Below are 19,078 nucleotides of genomic sequence, written 5' to 3' on the forward strand. Positions count from 1 at the left end.
CATCCGTCTCCGGAAAGTTACGGAACACCCGAAGAAAGCTTCACACGTTCCTTTTCAACCCTGCCACCCGCGCCAGCACCGCGTTTGCCGCATCGAGTACATTCGAGCCTGGCCCGAAAATCTCGGCGACGCCTTTTTCGCGCAGGAAGGCGTAGTCCTGTTCCGGGATCACGCCGCCGACGACGACCTGGATGTCGTCGCGGCCCTGGTCCTTGAGCCGGGTGATGAGTTCGGGCACCAGCGACTTGTGACCGGCGGCGAGCGATGAGACGCCGACCACGTCAACGCCGAGCGCGATGGCTTTCTCGGTGACTTCCGCGGGCGTTTCGAACATGTCGGTCAGATCCACCTTGAAGCCCATGTCGGCGAATGCCGTGGCGATCACCTTGGCGCCGCGGTCGTGGCCGTCCTGGCCCATCTTGGCGACCAGAACATGCGGCGCGCGGCCCTTGTCGGCAGTGTAATCCGCAATGCGGTCGCGGATCGCCTTGTACTCCGGGTCGTCCTGATAAACGTCCTTGTAGACGCCGCCGATCACGCGGGTTGTCGCGTGGTGGCGGCCGCCGAAACCGCGTTCCATGGCGTCGGAGATCTCGCCCAGCGAGGCCCGCGCCCGTGCCGCCTCGACGGCAGCTTCGAGCAGGTTGCCCTTGCCCGATTTAGCCACCTGTTCCAGCGCCACAATTGCAGCTTCATGCGCCTTCGGATCGCGGCTGTCGCGCATCTTCTTCAGCCGTGCGATCTGCCCGGCGCGCACCTTGTCCGTGTCAATGTCGAGAATGTCGACCTGCGGCTCGTCGGCGAGCCGGAACCGGTTGACGCCGACGATCACATCCTCGCCCCGGTCGATCCGCGCCTGCCGCCGTGCGGCGGCCTCCTCGATGCGCATTTTCGGCAGACCCTGCTCGACCGCCTTGGTCATGCCGCCGAGCGCCTCCACCTCTGCGATCAGCTCCCAGGCCTTCTCAGCCAGATCGGCGGTCAGCTTCTCTACGTAATAGGAGCCGCCCAGCGGATCGACGACATTGGTGATGCCGGTCTCGTGCTGCAAAATCAGCTGCGTGTTGCGGGCGATGCGGGCGGAAAATTCCGTCGGCAGTGCAATCGCCTCGTCGAACGAGTTGGTGTGCAGCGACTGGGTGCCGCCGAGCACCGCGGCCATCGCCTCGAACGCGGTCCGCACCACGTTGTTGTACGGGTCCTGCTCGGTCAGCGAAACTCCGGAGGTCTGGCAATGGGTTCTGAGCATCTTCGAGCGCTCCGACCTGGCGCCGAAATCAGTCATGATCTTCGACCACATCTGCCGCGCCGCGCGCAGTTTTGCCGCTTCCATGAACACGTTCATGCCGATGCAGAAGAAGAACGACAGCCGGCCGGCGAAGGCATCGACATCGAGCCCCTTGGCCTGCGCCGCGCGGACATATTCCATGCCGTCGGCCAGCGTATAGGCGAGTTCCTGCGCCAGCGTCGCGCCGGCTTCCTGCATGTGATAGCCGGAGATCGAGATCGAGTTGAACTTCGGCATTTCCTTTGCCGTGAACTCGATGATGTCGGCGACGATCCGCATCGATGGTTCCGGCGGATAGATATAGGTGTTGCGGACCATGAACTCCTTGAGGATGTCGTTTTGCACCGTGCCTGTAAGTTTGGCCCGCTCGACACCCTGTTCCTCGCCGGCAACGATGAACATCGCCAGCACCGGGATGATGGCCCCGTTCATGGTCATCGACACGCTCATCTCGCCGAGCGGAATGCCGTCGAACAGGATCTTCATGTCCTCGACCGAATCGATCGCCACCCCGGCCTTGCCGACATCGCCGGTCACCCGCGGATGATCGGAATCATAGCCGCGATGGGTGGCGAGATCGAAGGCCACGGACAGCCCCTTCTGTCCGGCAGCGAGATTCTTGCGGTAAAACGCGTTGGATTCCTCCGCCGTGGAGAAGCCGGCATATTGCCGGATCGTCCAGGGCTGGCCCGCATACATGGTCGAGCGGACGCCACGTGTGAACGGCGCGAAGCCCGGCAATTCCGAGGCAGCTGTTTCGGGCAGGTCTTCCGCCGTGTAGAGCGGCTTCAGCGTGATGCCTTCCGGCGTTTCGGTGTTCAGGCTCTCGATCGGCTTGCCCTTGAGATCCCTGGTGGCCAGCTCGAGCCAGTCGCGCGTGGTCCTGGTCATTTCGCAAACTCCATGATGATCTCGTCGACGGCCAGGCTGTCGCCGGGTTTCACCGGGATGCGCGAGACGACGCCCTTGCGTTCGGCCTTGAGCACATTCTCCATCTTCATAGCCTCGACCACGGCCAGCGTCTGGCCTTCCTGCACCTCGTCGCCCTCGTTGACGGCGATCGAGACGATCAGGCCCGGCATCGGGCAGAGCAGCAGGCTCGACGTGTCTGGCGCCACTTTCTCCTTCATCAGCCGGGCGAGTTCGGCGACGCGCGGGGAAAACACCTGTGCCCGCACATCCACACCCAGCTGCCGAAGCCGCCAGCCGGCGTCGGCGGGCTCGACCTTGATGGCGTTCGTTTCCCCGTCGATGTCGAAGATTGCGAGCCTGGCGCCCGGCGTCCAGTCGGTCGTCACTGGCAGCGGCTCCTGGCCTGGCAGCCGCACCAGGTAGACCTCGTCGGTATCGTCGATATGACCGGTGATCTCACGGCCCGCGATGCGGACGACCTTGTCCTCATGCGCCCGCTTTTCTGCCTGGCTGAAACGCGCACCGGAGATCTGCGCATTGCGTTCGCCCAGGATGTGGCTGAGCAGCAGCGCGGCAATGGCAAAGCGTTCGACGGTGTCGTCATTGGGCGGCACCGGAGCAAAGCCGTCCGGATACTCCTCTGCGATGAAGCCCGTCGACAGCCGCCCTTCGCGCCAGCGCGGGTGCTGCATCAGCGCCGACAGGAACGGCAGGTTGTGGCCGATCCCCTCGACCTCGAACCTGTCGAGCGCGTCGGCCATGGCGTCCACCGCCTCGAGCCGTGTCGGCGCATGGGTGCAAAGCTTTGCCACCATCGGATCGTAGAACATCGAGATCTCGGACCCTTCGGTCACGCCGGTGTCGTTGCGGATGGTTATGCCTTCGGTCGTGCCCTCCTGCGGCGGCCGGTAGCGGGTCAGCCGGCCTATCGACGGCAGGAAATTGCGGTAGGGGTCTTCGGCGTAGAGACGGCTTTCCACCGCCCAGCCATTGAGCTTCACGTCGGATTGCGTGAACGGCAGCTTCTCGCCGGCGGCGACCCGGATCATCTGCTCGACCAGGTCGATGCCGGTGATCAGCTCGGTCACGGGATGCTCGACCTGCAGCCGCGTGTTCATCTCGAGGAAATAGAAGTTACGGTGCTTGTCGACGATGAACTCCACCGTTCCGGCCGACTGGTAGTCCACGGCCTGGGCCAGCGCCACCGACTGTTCGCCCATCGCCTTGCGCGTTGCCTCGTCGAGGAACGGCGAGGGCGCCTCCTCCACCACCTTCTGGTTCCGCCGCTGGATCGAGCATTCGCGTTCGCCCAGATAGACCGTGTTGCCGTGGCTGTCGGCGATCAGCTGGATTTCGATATGCCGCGGCTCCTCGATGAACTTTTCGATGAAGATCCGGTCGTCACCGAACGAGCTCGCCGCCTCCGATTTCGAGCGGGAGAACCCCTCGCGGGCCTCGGCGTCGTTCCAGGCAATCCGCATACCCTTGCCGCCCCCGCCGGCCGATGCCTTGATCATGACCGGGTAGCCGATCTCGGCTGCGATCTTCGCCGCATGGGTCTCGTCGTCAATCAGCCCCATGTGGCCGGGAACCGTCGAAACGCCGGCTTCGGCGGCGATCTTCTTCGATGTGATCTTGTCGCCCATCGCCTCGATGGCCTTGACCTTCGGGCCGATGAAGGCAATGCCCTCTTTCTCGAGCGCCTCGCAGAACGAAGCCCGTTCGGACAGGAACCCGTAGCCTGGATGCACGGCCTGCGCCCCGGTCTGCTTGCAGGCCTCGATGATCTTGTCCGCCATCAGATAGGACTGGCCCGCCGGCGGCGGACCGATATGCACCGCCTCGTCGGCCATTTCCACGTGGACGGCGTTGCGGTCGGCGTCCGAATAGACGGCAACCGTCTTGATGCCCATCGCCCGCGCGGTCTTGATGACCCGGCAGGCAATTTCACCACGGTTGGCGATCAGGATCTTGGAAAACATGCACTTCTACCCCCGCTGATGGGCCTGCGGCCCCTTACTACCGTCGTCATCCTCGGGCTTGACCCGAGGACCCAATACTTTGGTGCCAGCAGCACCAGCTATTTGCCGCCTCGTCCGGTTGTGGATCCCCGGGACAAGCCCGAGGATGACGAGATGGTCGAGGCTTGAATCAAACCTCCAGCACATCCTCGAACGCGGCCGGATAGCTCGCCCGCCCCACGCGCTCGTCGATACGGAGCAGCGCCTGGTAGGATTTCGGATCGAAAGGCTCTTCCGCGGGCACGATTTCGCGTCCGAACAGCCAGCTGATCCGCCCTGCATCGAGATTGCCGCGCTCGAACGGCTCGTCGCCGAACTTGTGCCACAGCGCATGCAGGAAGGCCGCGTCGGCAAGCTTTTCGGTCGATGTCCGGTCGGCCATGCGCTGCCGCTTGAAGATCGCCGTCACGCCGCGCGGATTGGCGCGGCGGATGGTGAACTGGAACCCCGTGCCGGGCAGGCCGGACGGGATCCCGCGGTGCTTGGTCATTTCAGGCAATTTTGCCATCAGGCCCCGCCTTCCTTCTGCGCCTCGAGCTTGTCCTGCGTTTTCAGCTCGAAATCGGATGCGTCGTGGCGCTCGCGCAGCTGCCCGGCCGGATCGCCGGAGGCGCGGTTGACCATGCGGCCACGCTTGACGGCAGGACGCTCGGCGATCTGATCGGTCCAGCGCTTCACATTGGTATAGATGCCGGTGTCGAGATAGGTGGCTGCGTCATTGTAGACCTTGCCCTGCATCAGCGTGCCGTACCAGGGCCAGATCGCCATGTCGGCAATCGAGTATTCGATTCCCGCCATGTACTCGTTCTTGGCCAGGTGCTTGTCGAGCACGTCAAGCTGGCGCTTGACCTCCATGGCGTAGCGGTCGATGGCGTATTCGATCTTCATCGGCGCATAGGCATAGAAGTGCCCGAAGCCGCCGCCCAGGAACGGGCCGGCCCCCATCTGCCAAAACAGCCAGTTGAGCGCTTCGGTGCGGGCGTGGTGCTCCTTCGGCAGGAACGCGCCGAACTTCTCGGCTAGGTAGAGAAGGATCGCACCCGATTCGAACACCCGCGTAGGTTCCGGTGTCGAATGGTCGACCATCGCCGGGATCTTCGAGTTCGGGTTGATCTCGACAAAGCCCGAACCGAACTGGTCGCCGTCGCCGATATTGATCAGCCAGGCATCGTATTCCGCGCCCTCATGACCAGCGGCGAGCAGCTCCTCGAGCATGACCGTCACCTTGACCCCATTTGGCGTGGCCAGCGAATAAAGCTGCAGCGGGTGCTTTCCGACCTGCAATTTCTGGTCATGGGTTGGGCCGGAGATCGGTCGGTTGATACTGGCAAAGCGACCGCCATTGCCCTGTTTCCATTCCCACACTTTCGCAGGCTCATAGCCGGCGGGGAAGTTGTTTTCAGGCGGGAACTTGTGTTCTTCAGTCATGAAATCAGATCCTTGTTGGCGAGATGTGTCTCACCGGGGATATAGGTCAATGGTCCGCACATTGCAGCCGCCTCCGTCACCGGGTAACCGGTCAAATACCCGTGAGCGCGGCCTCTTCCCTGCCTCATCCCAGATAATCCGCATCGTCCACCTTCTCGAGCCAGTCGACGACCACGCCGTCGAGTGCTTCCTGGATGACCAGATGCGTCATCGCCACGTCAGGTGACGCCCCATGCCAGTGCTTCTCGCCTGCCGGAAACCAGATCACGTCACCCGGCCGAATTTCTTCGACCGGCCCGCCTTCGCGCTGCGCCCGGCCCACGCCTGCGGTCACGATCAGCGTCTGCCCCAGCGGATGCGTGTGCCATGCCGTCCGTGCCCCGGGCTCGAATGTCACCGACACGCCCTGAACCCGTCCCGGTTCCTCGGCCTGAAACAGCTTGTCGAGCCGCACGGTTCCGGTGAAGTAATCTTCCGGCCCCTTGGCCGAGGGCGTCGATCCTGCGCGGGTGATCTTCATGGCGTGATCCTTTGGGTGGGCGAGTAATTACAACGGAATGTTGTCGTGCTTGCGCAGCGGTTGCGTCACCTTCTTGGTCTTGAGCATCTCGAATGCCCGTACGACGCGGCGGCGGGTCGAGTGCGGCATGATCACCTCGTCGATGAAGCCGCGCTGGGCGGCGACGAAAGGGTTGGCGAAGCGGTCCTCGTAATCGGCTGTCCGCCGCGCGATCTTGTCCGGGTCGCCGAGCTCCGAGCGATAGAGGATCTCGGTCGCACCCTTGGCGCCCATCACCGCGATCTGCGCCGTCGGCCAGGCGTAGTTGACGTCGGCGCGGATGTGCTTGGAGGCCATCACGTCATAGGCGCCGCCATAGGCTTTTCGGGTAATCACGGTGACCTTCGGCACCGTCGCTTCGGCATAGGCGAACAGGAGTTTCGCGCCGTGCTTGATGATGCCGTTATATTCCTGGCCCACACCTGGCAGGAAGCCGGGAACATCGACCAGGGTCAGGATCGGAATGTTGAAGGCGTCGCAGAAGCGCACGAAGCGCGCGGCCTTCTTCGATGAATCGATGTCGAGGCAGCCCGCAAGCACCATTGGCTGGTTGGCGACAACGCCCACCGTCGAGCCGTTGAGCCGGATGAAACCGCACAGAATGTTCTTGGCATGATTGGCTTGGATCTCGAAGAAGTCGCCTTCGTCGCCAACCCGGGAAATCACCTCGCGCATGTCGTAGGGCTTGTTCGGATTGTCCGGCACAAGCGTGTCGAGCGCGTTCTCGATCCGGTCCGGCGCGTCCGCCGTCGGAATTACCGGCGGTTGCTCGCGGCTCGACAGCGGCAGGAAATCGAACATCCGGCGGATTTCGATCAGCGCCTCGACGTCGTTGTCGTAGGCCCCGTCGGCAACAGATGATTTTTTGGTGTGGGTCGAGGCTCCGCCGAGTTCTTCCGCGGTGACGATCTCGTTGGTCACGGTCTTGACCACATCCGGGCCGGTTACGAACATGTAGCTCGTATCCTTGACCATGAAGATGAAGTCGGTCATCGCCGGCGAATAGACCGCACCGCCCGCACATGGCCCCATGATCACCGAGATCTGCGGGATCACGCCCGAAGCCTGGACATTGCGCCAGAACACCTCCGCATATCCGCCGAGCGAGGCCACACCTTCCTGGATGCGTGCGCCACCGGAATCGTTGAGCCCGATTAGCGGTGCGCCGTTCTGCACGGCGAGATCCATCACCTTGCAGATCTTCTCTGCATGCGTCTCCGACAGCGAGCCGCCGAACACGGTGAAATCCTGGGAGAAAACATAGACCGGGCGGCCATTGATGGTGCCCCAGCCGGTGATCACGCCGTCACCGGGGAACATCTGTTCTTCCATGCCGAAATCGGTGCAGCGATGGGTCTTGTACATGTCGTATTCCTCGAACGAACCCTCGTCGAGGAGCACTTCCAGCCGTTCACGCGCGGTCAGCTTGCCCTTGGCGTGCTGCGCGTCGATGCGCTTCTGGCCACCGCCAAGCCGGGCCTGTTCGCGCCGCTTTTCAACTTCTTCGATAATCTCGCGCATACAAGTCTCCCGTTTCCGCCACGATCCCGGTTTCCCGGGAGCATTCCTGTCTTGACGACAGTGTAACATCGCACGCCCGCGTACAATCCGACCATCGGCATGTTGCCCGGTCCTAGCGCAATTGGCGTAAACGGGACAGGGTTGAAAAGGTAAGCATGTTGCACTAGCAATGTTTGCAACTGCAATTTTGCAAAGTTGCGAATATCCATGCGCACCCGCAAACTCTTCATCGGCGGCAAGATACGCGCCATTCGCGGCGAGCAGGGCCTGACCCAGGCCGGGTTTGCCCAAAAGCTTGGCATTTCCACCAGCTATCTCAACCAGATCGAGAACAACCAGCGTCATGTCAGTGCTTCGGTACTGCTGGCGCTTGCCGAGGCCTTCTCGGTCGACATCACCACACTGTCGGATCAGGACACCGATCGTCTGCTCGCCGATGTTTCCGAGGCGCTTGCCGATCCGGTAACTGGTGGCGCGCAGCCGTCCCTGACCGACGTCAAGCTGGTGGTTCAGAACGCACCCTCCTTCGCACGCGCCTTCCTGTCGCTTCACCAGGCCATGCGCCGATCCGGCGACCAACTTGCCGAACTCGACGAGACGCTGGAGCGCTCCGGCGCACTTTCCGAACCGACGCCCTATGAAGAGGTCCGCGACTTCTTCCACTATGTCGACAACTATATCCACGAGCTTGATCTTGCCGGCGAAGCGCTGAGCCGGGATCTGGCGAAGAGCCGCGGCATCAGCCTCAAGGCGCTGGCCGACCATATCGAGCGCCGTCACAGGGTGCGGGTGGTGATCGGTTCTGGCGGCGGGTCCGGGGCAGGGCGGGACGAGCCGAACGGTAGCGGCCTGCGCCGTTTCGATCCCGTCTCCCGCGTGCTCTGGCTAAATCCGCGCACCCCGGCCTCGACACAGGCCTTCCAGATTGCCTGCCAGATCGCGTTGATCGAGCACGACACCGACATGACCCGCATCATCGAGGGTGCCCGCTTTCGTTCTGCCGACGCCGCTGGCATCTGCCGCATCGGACTGGCCAACTACTTCGCAGGCGCCGCATTGCTTCCCTATGGTACGTTCAGCGCCGCCGCGCGGGAACTGCGCCACGATCTCGTGCTTCTGGCCGACCGCTTTTCGACCAGCCTCGAGCAGGTGGCGCACCGGCTTTCCACCCTCCAGCGCCCGAGCCAGAAAGGGGTGCCGTTCTTCTTCGCCCGGGTCGACAAGGCCGGCAACATCACCAAGCGCCACTCCGCCACCAAACTGCAATTCGCCCGCTTCGGCTCGGCCTGCCCGTTGTGGAATGCGCACAGTGCGTTCGAGACGCCAAACCGCATAATCCGGCAACTGGCCGAAACCCCCGACGGCGTGCGCTATCTCTGTCTCGCCACCGCAGTCTCAAAACCGTCCGGCGGCTGGCGCGATCCGGTGCAGTCCTATGCGCTGGCGCTCGGTTGCGAAGTGGCGCACGCCGGTGAACTGGTCTATGCCGATGATCTCGACATTGCCCGCGCCGAGGCCTTCGAGCCGATCGGCGTCTCCTGCCGGATCTGTGAGCGCCGCAACTGCCACCAGCGTGCCGTGCCGCCGCTCAAGCGCCGGCTGATCGTCGATCCCAACACCCGCAGAACCGTGCCCTATGGTCTGGAGTAACCAGGCCAGGCTTGCGGCAGGTCATGCAGTCGGGCTAGGAAAACGCATCGCTCCGTCCAACGGGGCATAACGGAAAGGCAGCCTTGGTGACCGGCACGATCTATGTCCTGAATGGACCGAACCTCAATCTTCTGGGCAAGCGCCAACCCGAAATCTACGGCAGCGAAACGCTTGCCGATGTTGAAGCGGCTGCCATCAGCCAGGCCAAGACCCATGGCCTGGACGTGAACTTTTTGCAGTCCAACGCCGAATATCAGTTGATCGACTGGATCCACGAAGCCCGCGAAAAGGCGGTGGCCATCGTCATCAATCCGGCTGCCTACACCCACACCTCGGTAGCGATCCTTGATGCACTCAATACCTTCGAAGGCCCGGTGATCGAGGTGCATATTTCCAACGTCCACAAGCGCGAGGAATTCCGCCACCATTCCTTTGTCTCGCTGCGCGCCGACGGCGTTATCGCCGGCTGCGGAACCCAGGGCTACCTGCTGGCGATCGACCGCATCGCCCGCCTGACAGCCTGCGAAAACTGATCCGGCCGGTCCCGAGCTATCGCCTCGCAGACCGGCCTGAGCCAGACCCTCGTCCCAATCTACCGGAGCATTTCCGTGCCTGTTTCGATGATTTCGGCTGCGCTGGTGGCAGCCCTCGTTGGTTACGGCTCCACCATCGCGCTGGTGCTCGCCGCTGCTGCAGCCGTCGGGGCGGACGCAGGGCAAACGGCGTCCTGGGTCGCGGCCATCTGCTTTTCCAAGGCCATAGGCTCGGCTCTGCTGAGCACGTGGAAGAAGGTGCCGGTGGTGTTGGCCTGGTCAACACCGGGGGCTGCGCTGATTGCCGCCTCCACCGGAGTTGACATCCATCAGGCGGTTGGCGCCTTCATCTTTGCAGGTCTTCTGATTGCCCTGACCGCTGCGATCCAGCCGCTCAACCGGGCTGTCAACGCCATTCCCGCCGGCATTGCCTCGGGAATGCTTGCCGGCGTGCTGTTGCCCTTTACCATGGCGGTGGCGCATCACGCGGCCAGTGAGGCCGCGCTGGTGTTACCGCTGATCGCCGTCTTTCTGCTGGTACGGCTGATCAATCCGTTGATGGCTGTTCTGGCCACACTCATCGCCGGTCTGGTAATCGCCTTCACCCTTGGTGGGGCGCCACTGCCTTCCGCCGATGTTGACTGGACATGGCTGACCTTCATCGCGCCCGAGTTCGATCCAGCCGTTTTGCTGGGTCTCGGTGTGCCGCTCTACCTCGTCACCATGGCATCGCAAAACCTTCCCGGTTTCACTGTGCTGCGCGCCAACGGCTATGAGCCCCCGGTCACAGAAGCACTCGGTGTCACCGGTCTTCTCTCGGTTTTCCTAGCCCTGTTTGGCGCCCACACCATCAACATGGCTGCGATCACCGCTGCCATCTGTCTTGGTGACGATGTTCACCCCGACAAGAGCCAGCGCTGGAAAGTGGGGCTGGTCTACGCGCTGGTCTGGATCATGCTTGGTCTGTTCGGACCTGTCATTGTTCCGGCGATCCTGGCCATGCCACCCGAAATCATCGCCGTGGTCGCCGGACTTGCGCTGATCCCGCCGCTGATCGGCGCGCTGGTTTCAGCCTTCGATCTGGCAGCTACCCGCTTTGCCGCGGCCGCCACCTTTGCCGTCACCGCGTCCGGTGTTGCCGCCTTCGGGATCGGCGCCGCCTTCTGGGGCCTGCTGGCAGGGTTGCTGGTACATCTGATGGATCAGCTCAAACGCCCCTGAGGCAGGCCAGATTGTCCGGCCTCTACAAGGATCATCTGGTCCTGCATAATCCCGACAGGTTGATCTGCCGGTGCCGCGTGACAGAACGGACGGGCGGTACTCAAGCGTTGCCGTGCACTGGTTCAGACGCGCCATTTCCAGAACCGGGAAACTGGCTGGCGATGACCGCGCAGAAAATACATACAATCTCTTGAATATAGAAAGTCGCTTATATATATCGTGGTCAGCTACTATGATGCAAGGCCGGGTCCTGCCGGCGGAGCTCACAAGGAAAAGACGATGGAAACAGAATTCACACCATGGATGTCGCTGAGCGGCGGCATTCTGATCGGCCTGTCGGCGATTCTGCTGATGATATTCAACGGCCGCATTGCCGGCATGACCGGTATTGTCAGCGGTATCATCCCGCCGGTTTCGACAGACTGGACCTGGCGCGTCGCCTTTCTGGCCGGGGCAGTGCTTGCGCCGCTGGTCTTTCTGGCTTCAGGCGGCGCCATTCCCTTCGCCGTCCCGGTCTCGCTGCCGTTGCTGGCGCTGGGCGGCCTGATCGTCGGTATCGGTGTCTATTTCGGTGCCGGCTGCACTTCGGGCCATGGAGTCTGTGGCATGGCGCGGTTGTCGCCGCGCTCGATCGCCGCCACCGTCACCTTCATGATTTTCACCGGGCTGACCGTCTACGTCGTCCGCCACATTGCGGGGATCTGATCCATGCAGAAACTGTTTCTCTCCGCTCTCGCAGGAGCCATTTTCGGCCTTGGTATCGCCATTTCCGGCATGGCGAACCCGGCCAAGGTTCTAAACTTCTTTGATGTCGCCGGTACCTGGGATCCAAGCCTGATCTTTGTCATGGGCGGCGCGCTCATCACCACTGCAATCGGTTACGCAATTGTGTTTCGCACCCGCAGGCAGCCGGTTTTTGATGGCGCGTTTTATCTGCCGGTCAACAAGACTATCGATGCACGGCTCATTGCCGGGTCGGCCACCTTCGGCATCGGCTGGGGCATTGCCGGATTCTGTCCCGGCGGCGCCATTCCCGCACTCGGTTTTGGCGGCCTGCCGGTGGTCACCTTCATCGGCGCCATGATTGCCGGCATCGCGCTTGCCCGCCTGCTCGATGGCCTGCGCCACAAGCCTGCCAGGGCATAACGACTGAAATGCGTGTTGCCAGGCGGTGACGCGGCCCGAGCCGAGGCCGCCTTTCAGGCGGCTTCACACCAGACGCGACCAAAAGGAGATGCTGCAATGTCGAATTATCCAGTGGACATGTCCGTCACACCCGAAGTCGAAGCCTTCTTTGATCCCGACACCAACACCATCAGCTATGTGGTCAAGGACCCCGCCACGACGTCTTGTGCGGTAATCGACTCGGTCATGGATATCGACTATGCCGCGGGACGGATCACCTATGGCCATGCCGACGCGATGATTGTCTACATTCAGGACAACGGCCTGAAGCTCGAGTGGATCATCGAGACCCATGTCCATGCCGATCATCTCTCGGCAGCGCCTTACATCCAGGAGAAGCTCGGCGGCAAGATCGGCATCGGCGACAAGATCATGGTCGTGCAGGACACCTTCGGCAAGGTGTTCAATGAGGGCACTGAGTTCCAGCGCGACGGCTCGCAGTTCGATGCGCTGTTTCAGGACGGCGACACCTACCAGATCGGCACCATGCAGGCCTTCACCATGTACACGCCGGGCCATACCCCCGCCTGCATGGTACACGTGATGGGCAATGCCGCCTTCACCGGCGACACGCTGTTCATGCCCGATGGGGGATCGGCCCGCGCGGATTTCCCCGGTGGTGACGCTGGCATGCTTTACGATTCGATCCAGAAGGTTCTGTCGCTGCCCGACGAGATGCGGCTGTTCATGTGCCATGACTACGGTCCGAACGGTCGTGATATCCAGTGGGAAACCACCGTCGGCGACGAGAAGGCGCACAACATCCATGTTGGCGGCGGCAAGAGCCGCGGGGACTTCATCAAGTTCCGTACCGAGCGCGATGCACAACTGGCGATGCCGCGGCTGATCATCCCGTCGCTGCAGGTCAATATGCGCGCCGGTGAAGTGCCCAAGGACAAGGACGGGCGCCCGGTGCTGAAGGTACCTGTCAACGGACTTTGACGGTCAGGCCGGAGGTTGCCGGCTGAGCGGACCGAAACCATATCCCAATTCCACCTCACCGGCAGCCGGCAAGCTTCGCCGGGGGTCAACACGACCCGTGAAATTTGAGCTGCGTACACAGCAAGGACATCGGCATGCTGAAAGATCCCGCCTTCATTGACCGCCTTGCGCGCTTCATGCCGGTTTTTGATTGGGGACGGCGCTATGACCGTGACGCGCTGGGCAGGGATCTCGTTGCCGCTGTGATTGTCACCATCATGCTGATCCCGCAGTCGCTGGCCTATGCGCTTCTCGCGGGCTTGCCGGCGGAGACCGGGATCTACGCCTCGATCGCGCCGATCATTCTCTATGCCATCTTCGGAACAAGCCGGGCGCTGGCCGTCGGGCCCGTGGCGGTGGTCTCGCTGATGACCGCAGCCGCGATCGGCAATATCGCCGAGCCGGGCTCTTCGGAGTTGTTGCTCGCAGCGGTAACGCTTGCTTTCCTGTCAGGTGTCTTCCTGATGCTGCTCGGTGTCTTCCGGCTCGGCTTTCTCGCCAACTTTCTCTCGCATCCGGTGATCGCGGGGTTCATCACCGCCTCGGGCATTCTCATCGCCATGAGCCAGCTGCGCCATGTGCTTGGCATCTCCGCCAGCGGTGCAACTCTGCCGGAGCTGCTGCAATCCCTGTTCGAGCATCTTGGCGAAATCAACTGGATCACCCTTGTCATCGGTGTGAGCGCCACCGCCTTTCTGTTCTGGGTGCGCAAGGGCCTGATGCCGCTACTGCTGTCGACCGGCATGAAGCCGAAACTGGCCGGCGTGCTCGCCAAGGCCGGCCCCGTTGCTGCGGTGTTTGTCACCACCTTTGTCGCCTGGGTCTTCAATCTCGGCGAAACCGCAGGCGTCCGCGTTGTCGGCGACGTGCCGCAAGGCCTGCCGCCGCTGACCATGCCGTCCTTCTCGCCCGATCTGCTGGGCCAGTTGATTGGCCCCGCCGTGCTGATCTCCATCATCGGTTTTGTCGAATCCGTGTCGGTCGCCCAGACGCTTGCCGCCCGCAAACGCCAGCGGATTGTTCCCGACCAGGAACTGATCGGCCTTGGTGCTGCCAATGTCGGCGCGGCCTTCACCGGCGGCTATCCTGTCACCGGCGGCTTTGCCCGTTCGGTGGTCAATTTCGACGCCGGGGCGGAAACGCCTGCCGCCGGTGCCTACACCGCGGTCGGGCTGCTGCTTGCGGCCATGCTGCTGACGCCGCTGATCTATCACCTGCCGCAGGCAACGCTGGCTGCCACCATCATCGTCGCGGTGCTCTCGCTGGTGGATTTCTCGATCCTGAAAAAGACCTGGGTCTATTCGCGTGCCGATTTCGCGGCTGTCAGCACCACCATCGTCCTTACGCTGCTCTTCGGCGTCGAGGCCGGCGTCACCGCTGGTGTCTTGTTGTCGATCCTGATCCATCTCTACAAGTCGTCGCGGCCGCACTTGGCCGTGGTCGGCAGGGTTCCGGGCACCGAGCATTTCCGCAACGTCAAGCGTCACCAGGTGGAAACTGACGAGACCGTGCTCACGCTCAGGGTCGATGAAAGCCTCTACTTCGCCAATGCGCGCTATCTGGAAGACAGTCTCTACGACATGGTCGCCGCGCGTCCCCAGCTCAAGCATGTCGTGTTGATGTGCCCGGCGGTCAACGAGATCGACATGAGCGCTCTGGAGTCGCTGGAAGCGATCAACGAGCGGCTGAAGGCGCTGGACGTGACCTTCCATCTCAGCGAGGTCAAGGGACCAGTGATGGACCGGCTGCGCTGCAGTGATTTCCTGCGTCACCTCAGCGGCAAGGTTTTCCTCAGCCAGCACCAGGCGGCACAGGAGCTTGCAGCGGGGCCGTCTTAGGTTCTCCACCCAAGACGCCCGCTGTGGAGCGGGCGTTTTCTTGTCCAGGGAGCAGCGCTGCGCTTCGGCTTCCAGGTCCCCACGATCACGTCAATGGCTTGATCCGTACGGCAACCAGGTCAACGCCCTTCGCGCCGCCGGACACATCACTGTTGATGATCAGATATCCGCCCTGGTTGGGCGCAAGCGCCCGGTCGTAATCGAGACTCAACAGGATGTCGGTGGTATCGTAGGTGACGTCGAAGCGCCGCCGGCCGCAATCCCCCAGGACCGAGAATTCGCAGCGAACATAGATCTGGGTCGCCTCTGGTGTTGCCGACCGCAGGGTCAGCGCCAGCATCGATTGGCGGCCCGCAAGGGCCTGCATCACCTCCGCACCGAGGGGCACGCGCACTTCGCCATTCACATCAGCGGAACCGGACACGATCCTGAGCACGTTGCCTTCGGCGTCCTCGATCACCTCCGCGCTGGCGTTGGCGCCCGCTTCCGCTGTGCCGTCGCGTCCCGGCGTGTAGATATTGGCCCAGTCGCCGGAAAAGCCCGCTCCGGGATTGAGCTGCTGCGGACCGCCGGCGAAATCGTCGCGACTGAGCGAGGGGGGCGGATTGGGAACTCCCGTGTCGCGTTCTTCCGCGCTCATCAGGGCGCCGCTTTCAATCAGCCACCAGACGCCGATGCCCACGAACGACAGCATCACCGCAGCCGAGAACAGCGAGGCGAAGACCGGGCGTTTGCGCTTTTCCTTGCGGAAACTGGCCACCTTTTCCTTCTTGCCGGGCTCTTGCGGTTTGGCGCCGCCGGGGGCTGTGATGTGCGGCGGCCGCTCGGCATTCAATTCGGGTGCAGCACCCGCCGCGGCCGAGGCGCCGGCAGCCCCGGGAACGAAATCCAGCATGGCATCATCTGTTGCCGCGTCATGCCGGACATTGCCCTTTGGCTGCGGTGAAACCGGGGCGACCGTCGGGGGCTGCTGATGCGAAACGGCCCTTGGTGTATCGAGGTCACTCCAGGGCGCTTCCTGCGTTGCGGGATAGTCATGCTCCGGGCCGAGCACCTGCGGACCCCGCATGTCGGGCTTGACTGCGTGGGGGGCTGGAGCTTGTGGGTCCTTTTGAACAGGCCGGCTTTCGGAAGGCGCTGCCGGTGCCGCTTGAACTGCTGAAGATCGGCTCTGTGGCGGCTTTGCCGGAGCCGGCTGGACCGGTGGAGCAGCGGCCGGCGGCTGCGCGGCTGCCGTGCCGCCGCGCGATGCGAAAACCTCAGGCGCTGCTCCTGCCGGGGTGGAACCCTCGTTCGGTGGCGTCCATTCGGCCTCGATCTCGGAGATCAGCAGTTCGAGTTTCTCCCGGTGTTCACCGATCCGCGCAGGATCGGTGATACCCTGCCGTTCGAGGCTGCGGTCAAGCGCTGTTCGGGCGGAATCGTAGATCCGCCGGCGCGCCTGCGCGCCCGGAATGCCTGCCTTGTCCAGAGCTCCGCGAATTGCAGCTTCCATACCGATCAATGGTCTGTCTCCGTGCCGTCCGGCCCGGCTGGTGCCGGTCCGGATCAATCAGTGCAGGCAATCAGGATCATGCTGCCGGAGCCGGGCAAGGAATGCCCGGTCAACCGCCGAGCATCGGTGCCTGCCGTTACGCTGTGCCTATCCGCTAACCCTTAAAAACTCAAGCTTGCAGCAAGATCACGCTGCATCCGGCTGTGGATGTGGCGCGGCAAGTCAAGCCTTTTCAGCGTGGAATGGCTCTGCTATGAAAATTGACGTTTGCGTAAACGTCACTCTGATCTGCGAGGCCTTATGACCCTTCCTGCCATTCTCAAGTCCAATTTCAGGCTGCCGGTTGTGGCCGCACCTCTGTTCATCATTTCCCATCCCCCATTGGTCATGGCCCAGTGCAAGGCAGGCATCATGGGGTCGTTTCCCGCGCTCAACGCCCGGCCTGAAGCCCAGCTGGATGAATGGCTGGCCGAAATCACCGAAGGCCTCGCCGATCACAACGCCAAGAACCCGGATCGCCCGGCTGCCCCCTTTGCCGTCAACCAGATCGTGCACCGTTCCAACAAACGGCTCGAGCATGATCTGTCCATGTGCGTCAAGTACAAGGTGCCGGTGGTGATCTCCTCGCTCGGTGCGGTGCCCGAGGTCAATGACGCCATCCATTCCTATGGCGGCATCGTGCTGCATGACATCATCAACAACCGCCATGCCAACTCGGCAATCCGCAAGGGCGCCGACGGGTTGATCGCGGTCGCCGCAGGCGCGGGCGGCCATGCCGGTCCGCTTTCACCCTTCGCCCTGGTCCAGGAAATCCGCGAATGGTTTGACGGTCCGCTGCTTCTGTCCGGGGCGATTGCCACCGGTGGTGCGGTCCTCGCAGCGCAGGCGATGGGCGCCGACATGGCCTATATCGGGTCGCCTTTCATTGCCACCGATGAGGCCCGTGCGGAAGAGACCTATAAGCAGATGATCGTCGACAGCGACGCCAAGGACATCGTCTATTCAAACTATTTCACCGGCATTGCAGGCAATTACCTCAAGCCCTCGATCTCCGCTTCCGGCCTCGATCCCGACAATCTGCCGGTGGCCGACCCGACCAAGATGGATTTCGACAAGGCATCCTCCGGCCCGAAGGCCTGGAAGGAGATCTGGGGCTCGGGCCAGGGCATCGGCGCGGTCAAGAAGATCGGCCCCGTGGCGGATCTGGTCGATCGGCTCGAAAGCGAATACACGGCCACTCGCAAACGCCTGGCACTGTAACTGGCAATATGGCCCAACCTGCTTCCGCTTCCTTCGGCGGATCGGGACAGTGCCTGGCCTCGCCAAAAATAACGGCGGGCCATGCATGCCCGCTTGAAATCGGGGGGCAACCAAGGTATTTGCCCTCCATCATGTCCGCGCGGCACAGGGTGCCGCGCCTCATGAACCGGTACGCCGCTTTAGCTCAGTTGGTAGAGCACATCATTCGTAATGATGGGGTCACGTGTTCGAGTCACGTAAGCGGCACCATTTCTCCCACGACACGATCTTGCGGCCTACAAGGTGGCTGGCCGCACCACAGCGCTCTTGCTGCTGCGCAGATTGATCCAGTTGGCGAGGATAATCATGCCGCCGCCGAGCAGGACCAGGCTGTCCGCCGGTTCGTTGAACAACACCATGCCGATAACGACGACCAGCGGCAATCGGGCAAAATCGATCGGCATGAGGAAGCTGGCCGGCGCCAGCGAGAGTGCGGTGGTCAGGCAGTAATGCGCCATCAGGCCGGCGGCGCCGATTACCACCAGCCAGGGCGCCGTCACCAGCGTCGGCCAGGTGATGGTGTCGTGTGCAAAGAGTGCCGCGAGCCCGAAGCAAAGCTGGAACCCGGTCAGCCAGAACATGATCGAGACGATGCTTTCATGCCGCGTCAGGGCCTTGGTCAAGATGATGGTGGCTGCAAAGAAGATCGCCGATATTGCCGCCGTGGCCGTGCCCGGCTCCATGGCGCCAAAATCAGGCCGGGCGACCACCAAAATACCGAGAAAGCCGAGACCCGCGGCAATGAGGCGCGAACCGGTCAGGCGCTCGCCAAGGAACAGGAAGCTCAGCACGATGACCCAGATCGGCGAGGTGAACTCCAGCGCAAACACTTGCGCCAGGGGAATCGAGGCCAGCGCGAAGAACCAGAGGTTTTGACCGGTGAAGTGGAACAGGTTGCGGAAGAAATGCTGTTTAAGCCGCTCGCGGCGGATTTCACCCAGCCTGCGGCTGGCGGCCGCCAGTGAGAGCACGATGACAAGACCGACCAGCGAGCGGAACGTCATGATCTCGAAGGTGTTGTGGACTGCGGAGACATAACGGCCCGCCACCGCCATCATCGAGAACGACACGATCGATCCACACATCCAGAGTGCGGCCTTCACCGGCTGGTAGGTGTCAGGCATGTGCTGGAATCTCCATTGGAACC

16 protein-coding genes and 1 tRNA gene are annotated in these 19,078 nt (G+C 62.6%); 9 read left to right on the forward strand and 8 right to left on the reverse strand.

Translation table 11 applies throughout. The features are described from left to right. Positions 1-40: 40 nt before the first annotated feature. The 6 genes from scpA to CRO46_RS14550 all read right to left on the reverse strand — a co-directional run bounded on the left by scpA (position 41) and on the right by CRO46_RS14550 (position 7,729). Positions 41-2,179 carry a methylmalonyl-CoA mutase gene (gene scpA / locus CRO46_RS14525; protein ID WP_097108508.1) on the reverse strand — a complete coding sequence of 713 codons (2,139 nt, stop codon included), beginning with the start codon at positions 2,177-2,179 and terminating at the stop codon, positions 41-43. Beyond that, positions 2,176-4,182, reverse strand: coding sequence for an acetyl-CoA carboxylase biotin carboxylase subunit (locus CRO46_RS14530; RefSeq protein ID WP_097108509.1), 2,007 nt, complete (start codon positions 4,180-4,182; stop codon positions 2,176-2,178). Before CRO46_RS14530 ends, scpA begins: the two co-directional genes overlap by 4 nt. 169 nt (positions 4,183-4,351) lie before the next feature. Further along, a complete protein-coding gene (locus CRO46_RS14535) occupies positions 4,352-4,729 on the reverse strand; it encodes a hypothetical protein (protein ID WP_097108510.1) in 378 nt (125 codons plus the stop codon). Next, positions 4,729-5,649, reverse strand: a complete 921-nt coding sequence (gene yghU / locus CRO46_RS14540; protein ID WP_097108511.1) for a glutathione-dependent disulfide-bond oxidoreductase — start codon at positions 5,647-5,649, stop codon at positions 4,729-4,731. The genes CRO46_RS14535 and yghU overlap by 1 nt, the downstream gene beginning before the upstream one ends. Before the next feature lie 124 nt (positions 5,650-5,773). Beyond that, positions 5,774-6,169, reverse strand: coding sequence for a (R)-mandelonitrile lyase (locus CRO46_RS14545; protein WP_097108512.1), 396 nt, complete (start codon positions 6,167-6,169; stop codon positions 5,774-5,776). A gap of 27 nt (positions 6,170-6,196) precedes the next feature. Continuing rightward, positions 6,197-7,729 carry an acyl-CoA carboxylase subunit beta gene (locus tag CRO46_RS14550; protein WP_097108513.1) on the reverse strand — a complete coding sequence of 511 codons (1,533 nt, stop codon included), beginning with the start codon at positions 7,727-7,729 and terminating at the stop codon, positions 6,197-6,199. Between the two features lie 207 nt (positions 7,730-7,936). Here CRO46_RS14550 and CRO46_RS14555 point away from each other — a divergent pair, with 207 nt between their 5' ends. The 7 genes from CRO46_RS14555 (at position 7,937) to CRO46_RS14585 (ending at position 15,137) form a co-directional block, all read left to right on the forward strand. After that, a complete protein-coding gene (locus CRO46_RS14555; protein ID WP_097108514.1) occupies positions 7,937-9,379 on the forward strand; it encodes a helix-turn-helix domain-containing protein in 1,443 nt (480 codons plus the stop codon). Positions 9,380-9,465: 86 nt separating this feature from the next. Then, entirely contained in the window at positions 9,466-9,912 is a 447-nt protein-coding gene (gene aroQ / locus CRO46_RS14560; RefSeq protein WP_097108692.1) for a type II 3-dehydroquinate dehydratase, read from the forward strand. 75 nt (positions 9,913-9,987) lie between these two features. Beyond that, positions 9,988-11,133: a benzoate/H(+) symporter BenE family transporter gene (locus CRO46_RS14565; RefSeq protein ID WP_097108515.1), complete on the forward strand. Its 1,146-nt coding sequence runs from the start codon at positions 9,988-9,990 to the stop codon at positions 11,131-11,133. 279 nt (positions 11,134-11,412) lie between these two features. Continuing rightward, the gene (locus CRO46_RS14570; RefSeq protein WP_097108516.1) at positions 11,413-11,838 is read left to right on the forward strand and encodes a YeeE/YedE family protein; all 426 of its coding nucleotides are present in this window, start codon (positions 11,413-11,415) and stop codon (positions 11,836-11,838) included. A 3-nt stretch (positions 11,839-11,841) separates the two neighbouring features. Continuing rightward, positions 11,842-12,279, forward strand: a complete 438-nt coding sequence (locus CRO46_RS14575; protein ID WP_097108517.1) for a DUF6691 family protein — start codon at positions 11,842-11,844, stop codon at positions 12,277-12,279. Between the two features lie 96 nt (positions 12,280-12,375). After that, positions 12,376-13,260, forward strand: coding sequence for an MBL fold metallo-hydrolase (locus CRO46_RS14580; RefSeq protein WP_097108518.1), 885 nt, complete (start codon positions 12,376-12,378; stop codon positions 13,258-13,260). Positions 13,261-13,394: 134 nt separating this feature from the next. Next, positions 13,395-15,137, forward strand: a complete 1,743-nt coding sequence (locus tag CRO46_RS14585) for a SulP family inorganic anion transporter (protein WP_179759074.1) — start codon at positions 13,395-13,397, stop codon at positions 15,135-15,137. 85 nt (positions 15,138-15,222) lie between these two features. Here the strand turns inward: CRO46_RS14585 and CRO46_RS14590 are convergent, their stop codons facing one another. Continuing rightward, a complete protein-coding gene (locus CRO46_RS14590; RefSeq protein WP_143439055.1) occupies positions 15,223-16,641 on the reverse strand; it encodes a hypothetical protein in 1,419 nt (472 codons plus the stop codon). A 291-nt stretch (positions 16,642-16,932) separates the two neighbouring features. On the opposite strand from CRO46_RS14590, the gene CRO46_RS14595 reads away from it, so the two are divergent. Beyond that, a complete protein-coding gene (locus CRO46_RS14595; RefSeq protein WP_097108520.1) occupies positions 16,933-17,892 on the forward strand; it encodes an NAD(P)H-dependent flavin oxidoreductase in 960 nt (319 codons plus the stop codon). Positions 17,893-18,065: 173 nt separating this feature from the next. Further along, a tRNA-Thr gene (locus CRO46_RS14600) sits at positions 18,066-18,141 on the forward strand. Positions 18,142-18,167: 26 nt separating this feature from the next. Here CRO46_RS14600 and CRO46_RS14605 read toward each other — a convergent pair. Beyond that, a complete protein-coding gene (locus CRO46_RS14605) occupies positions 18,168-19,055 on the reverse strand; it encodes a DMT family transporter (RefSeq protein WP_244577907.1) in 888 nt (295 codons plus the stop codon). Positions 19,056-19,078 lie beyond the last annotated feature (23 nt).

Source organism: Parahoeflea halophila (assembly GCF_900220985.1).
Classification (GTDB): Bacteria; Pseudomonadota; Alphaproteobacteria; order Rhizobiales; family Rhizobiaceae; genus Hoeflea; species Hoeflea halophila.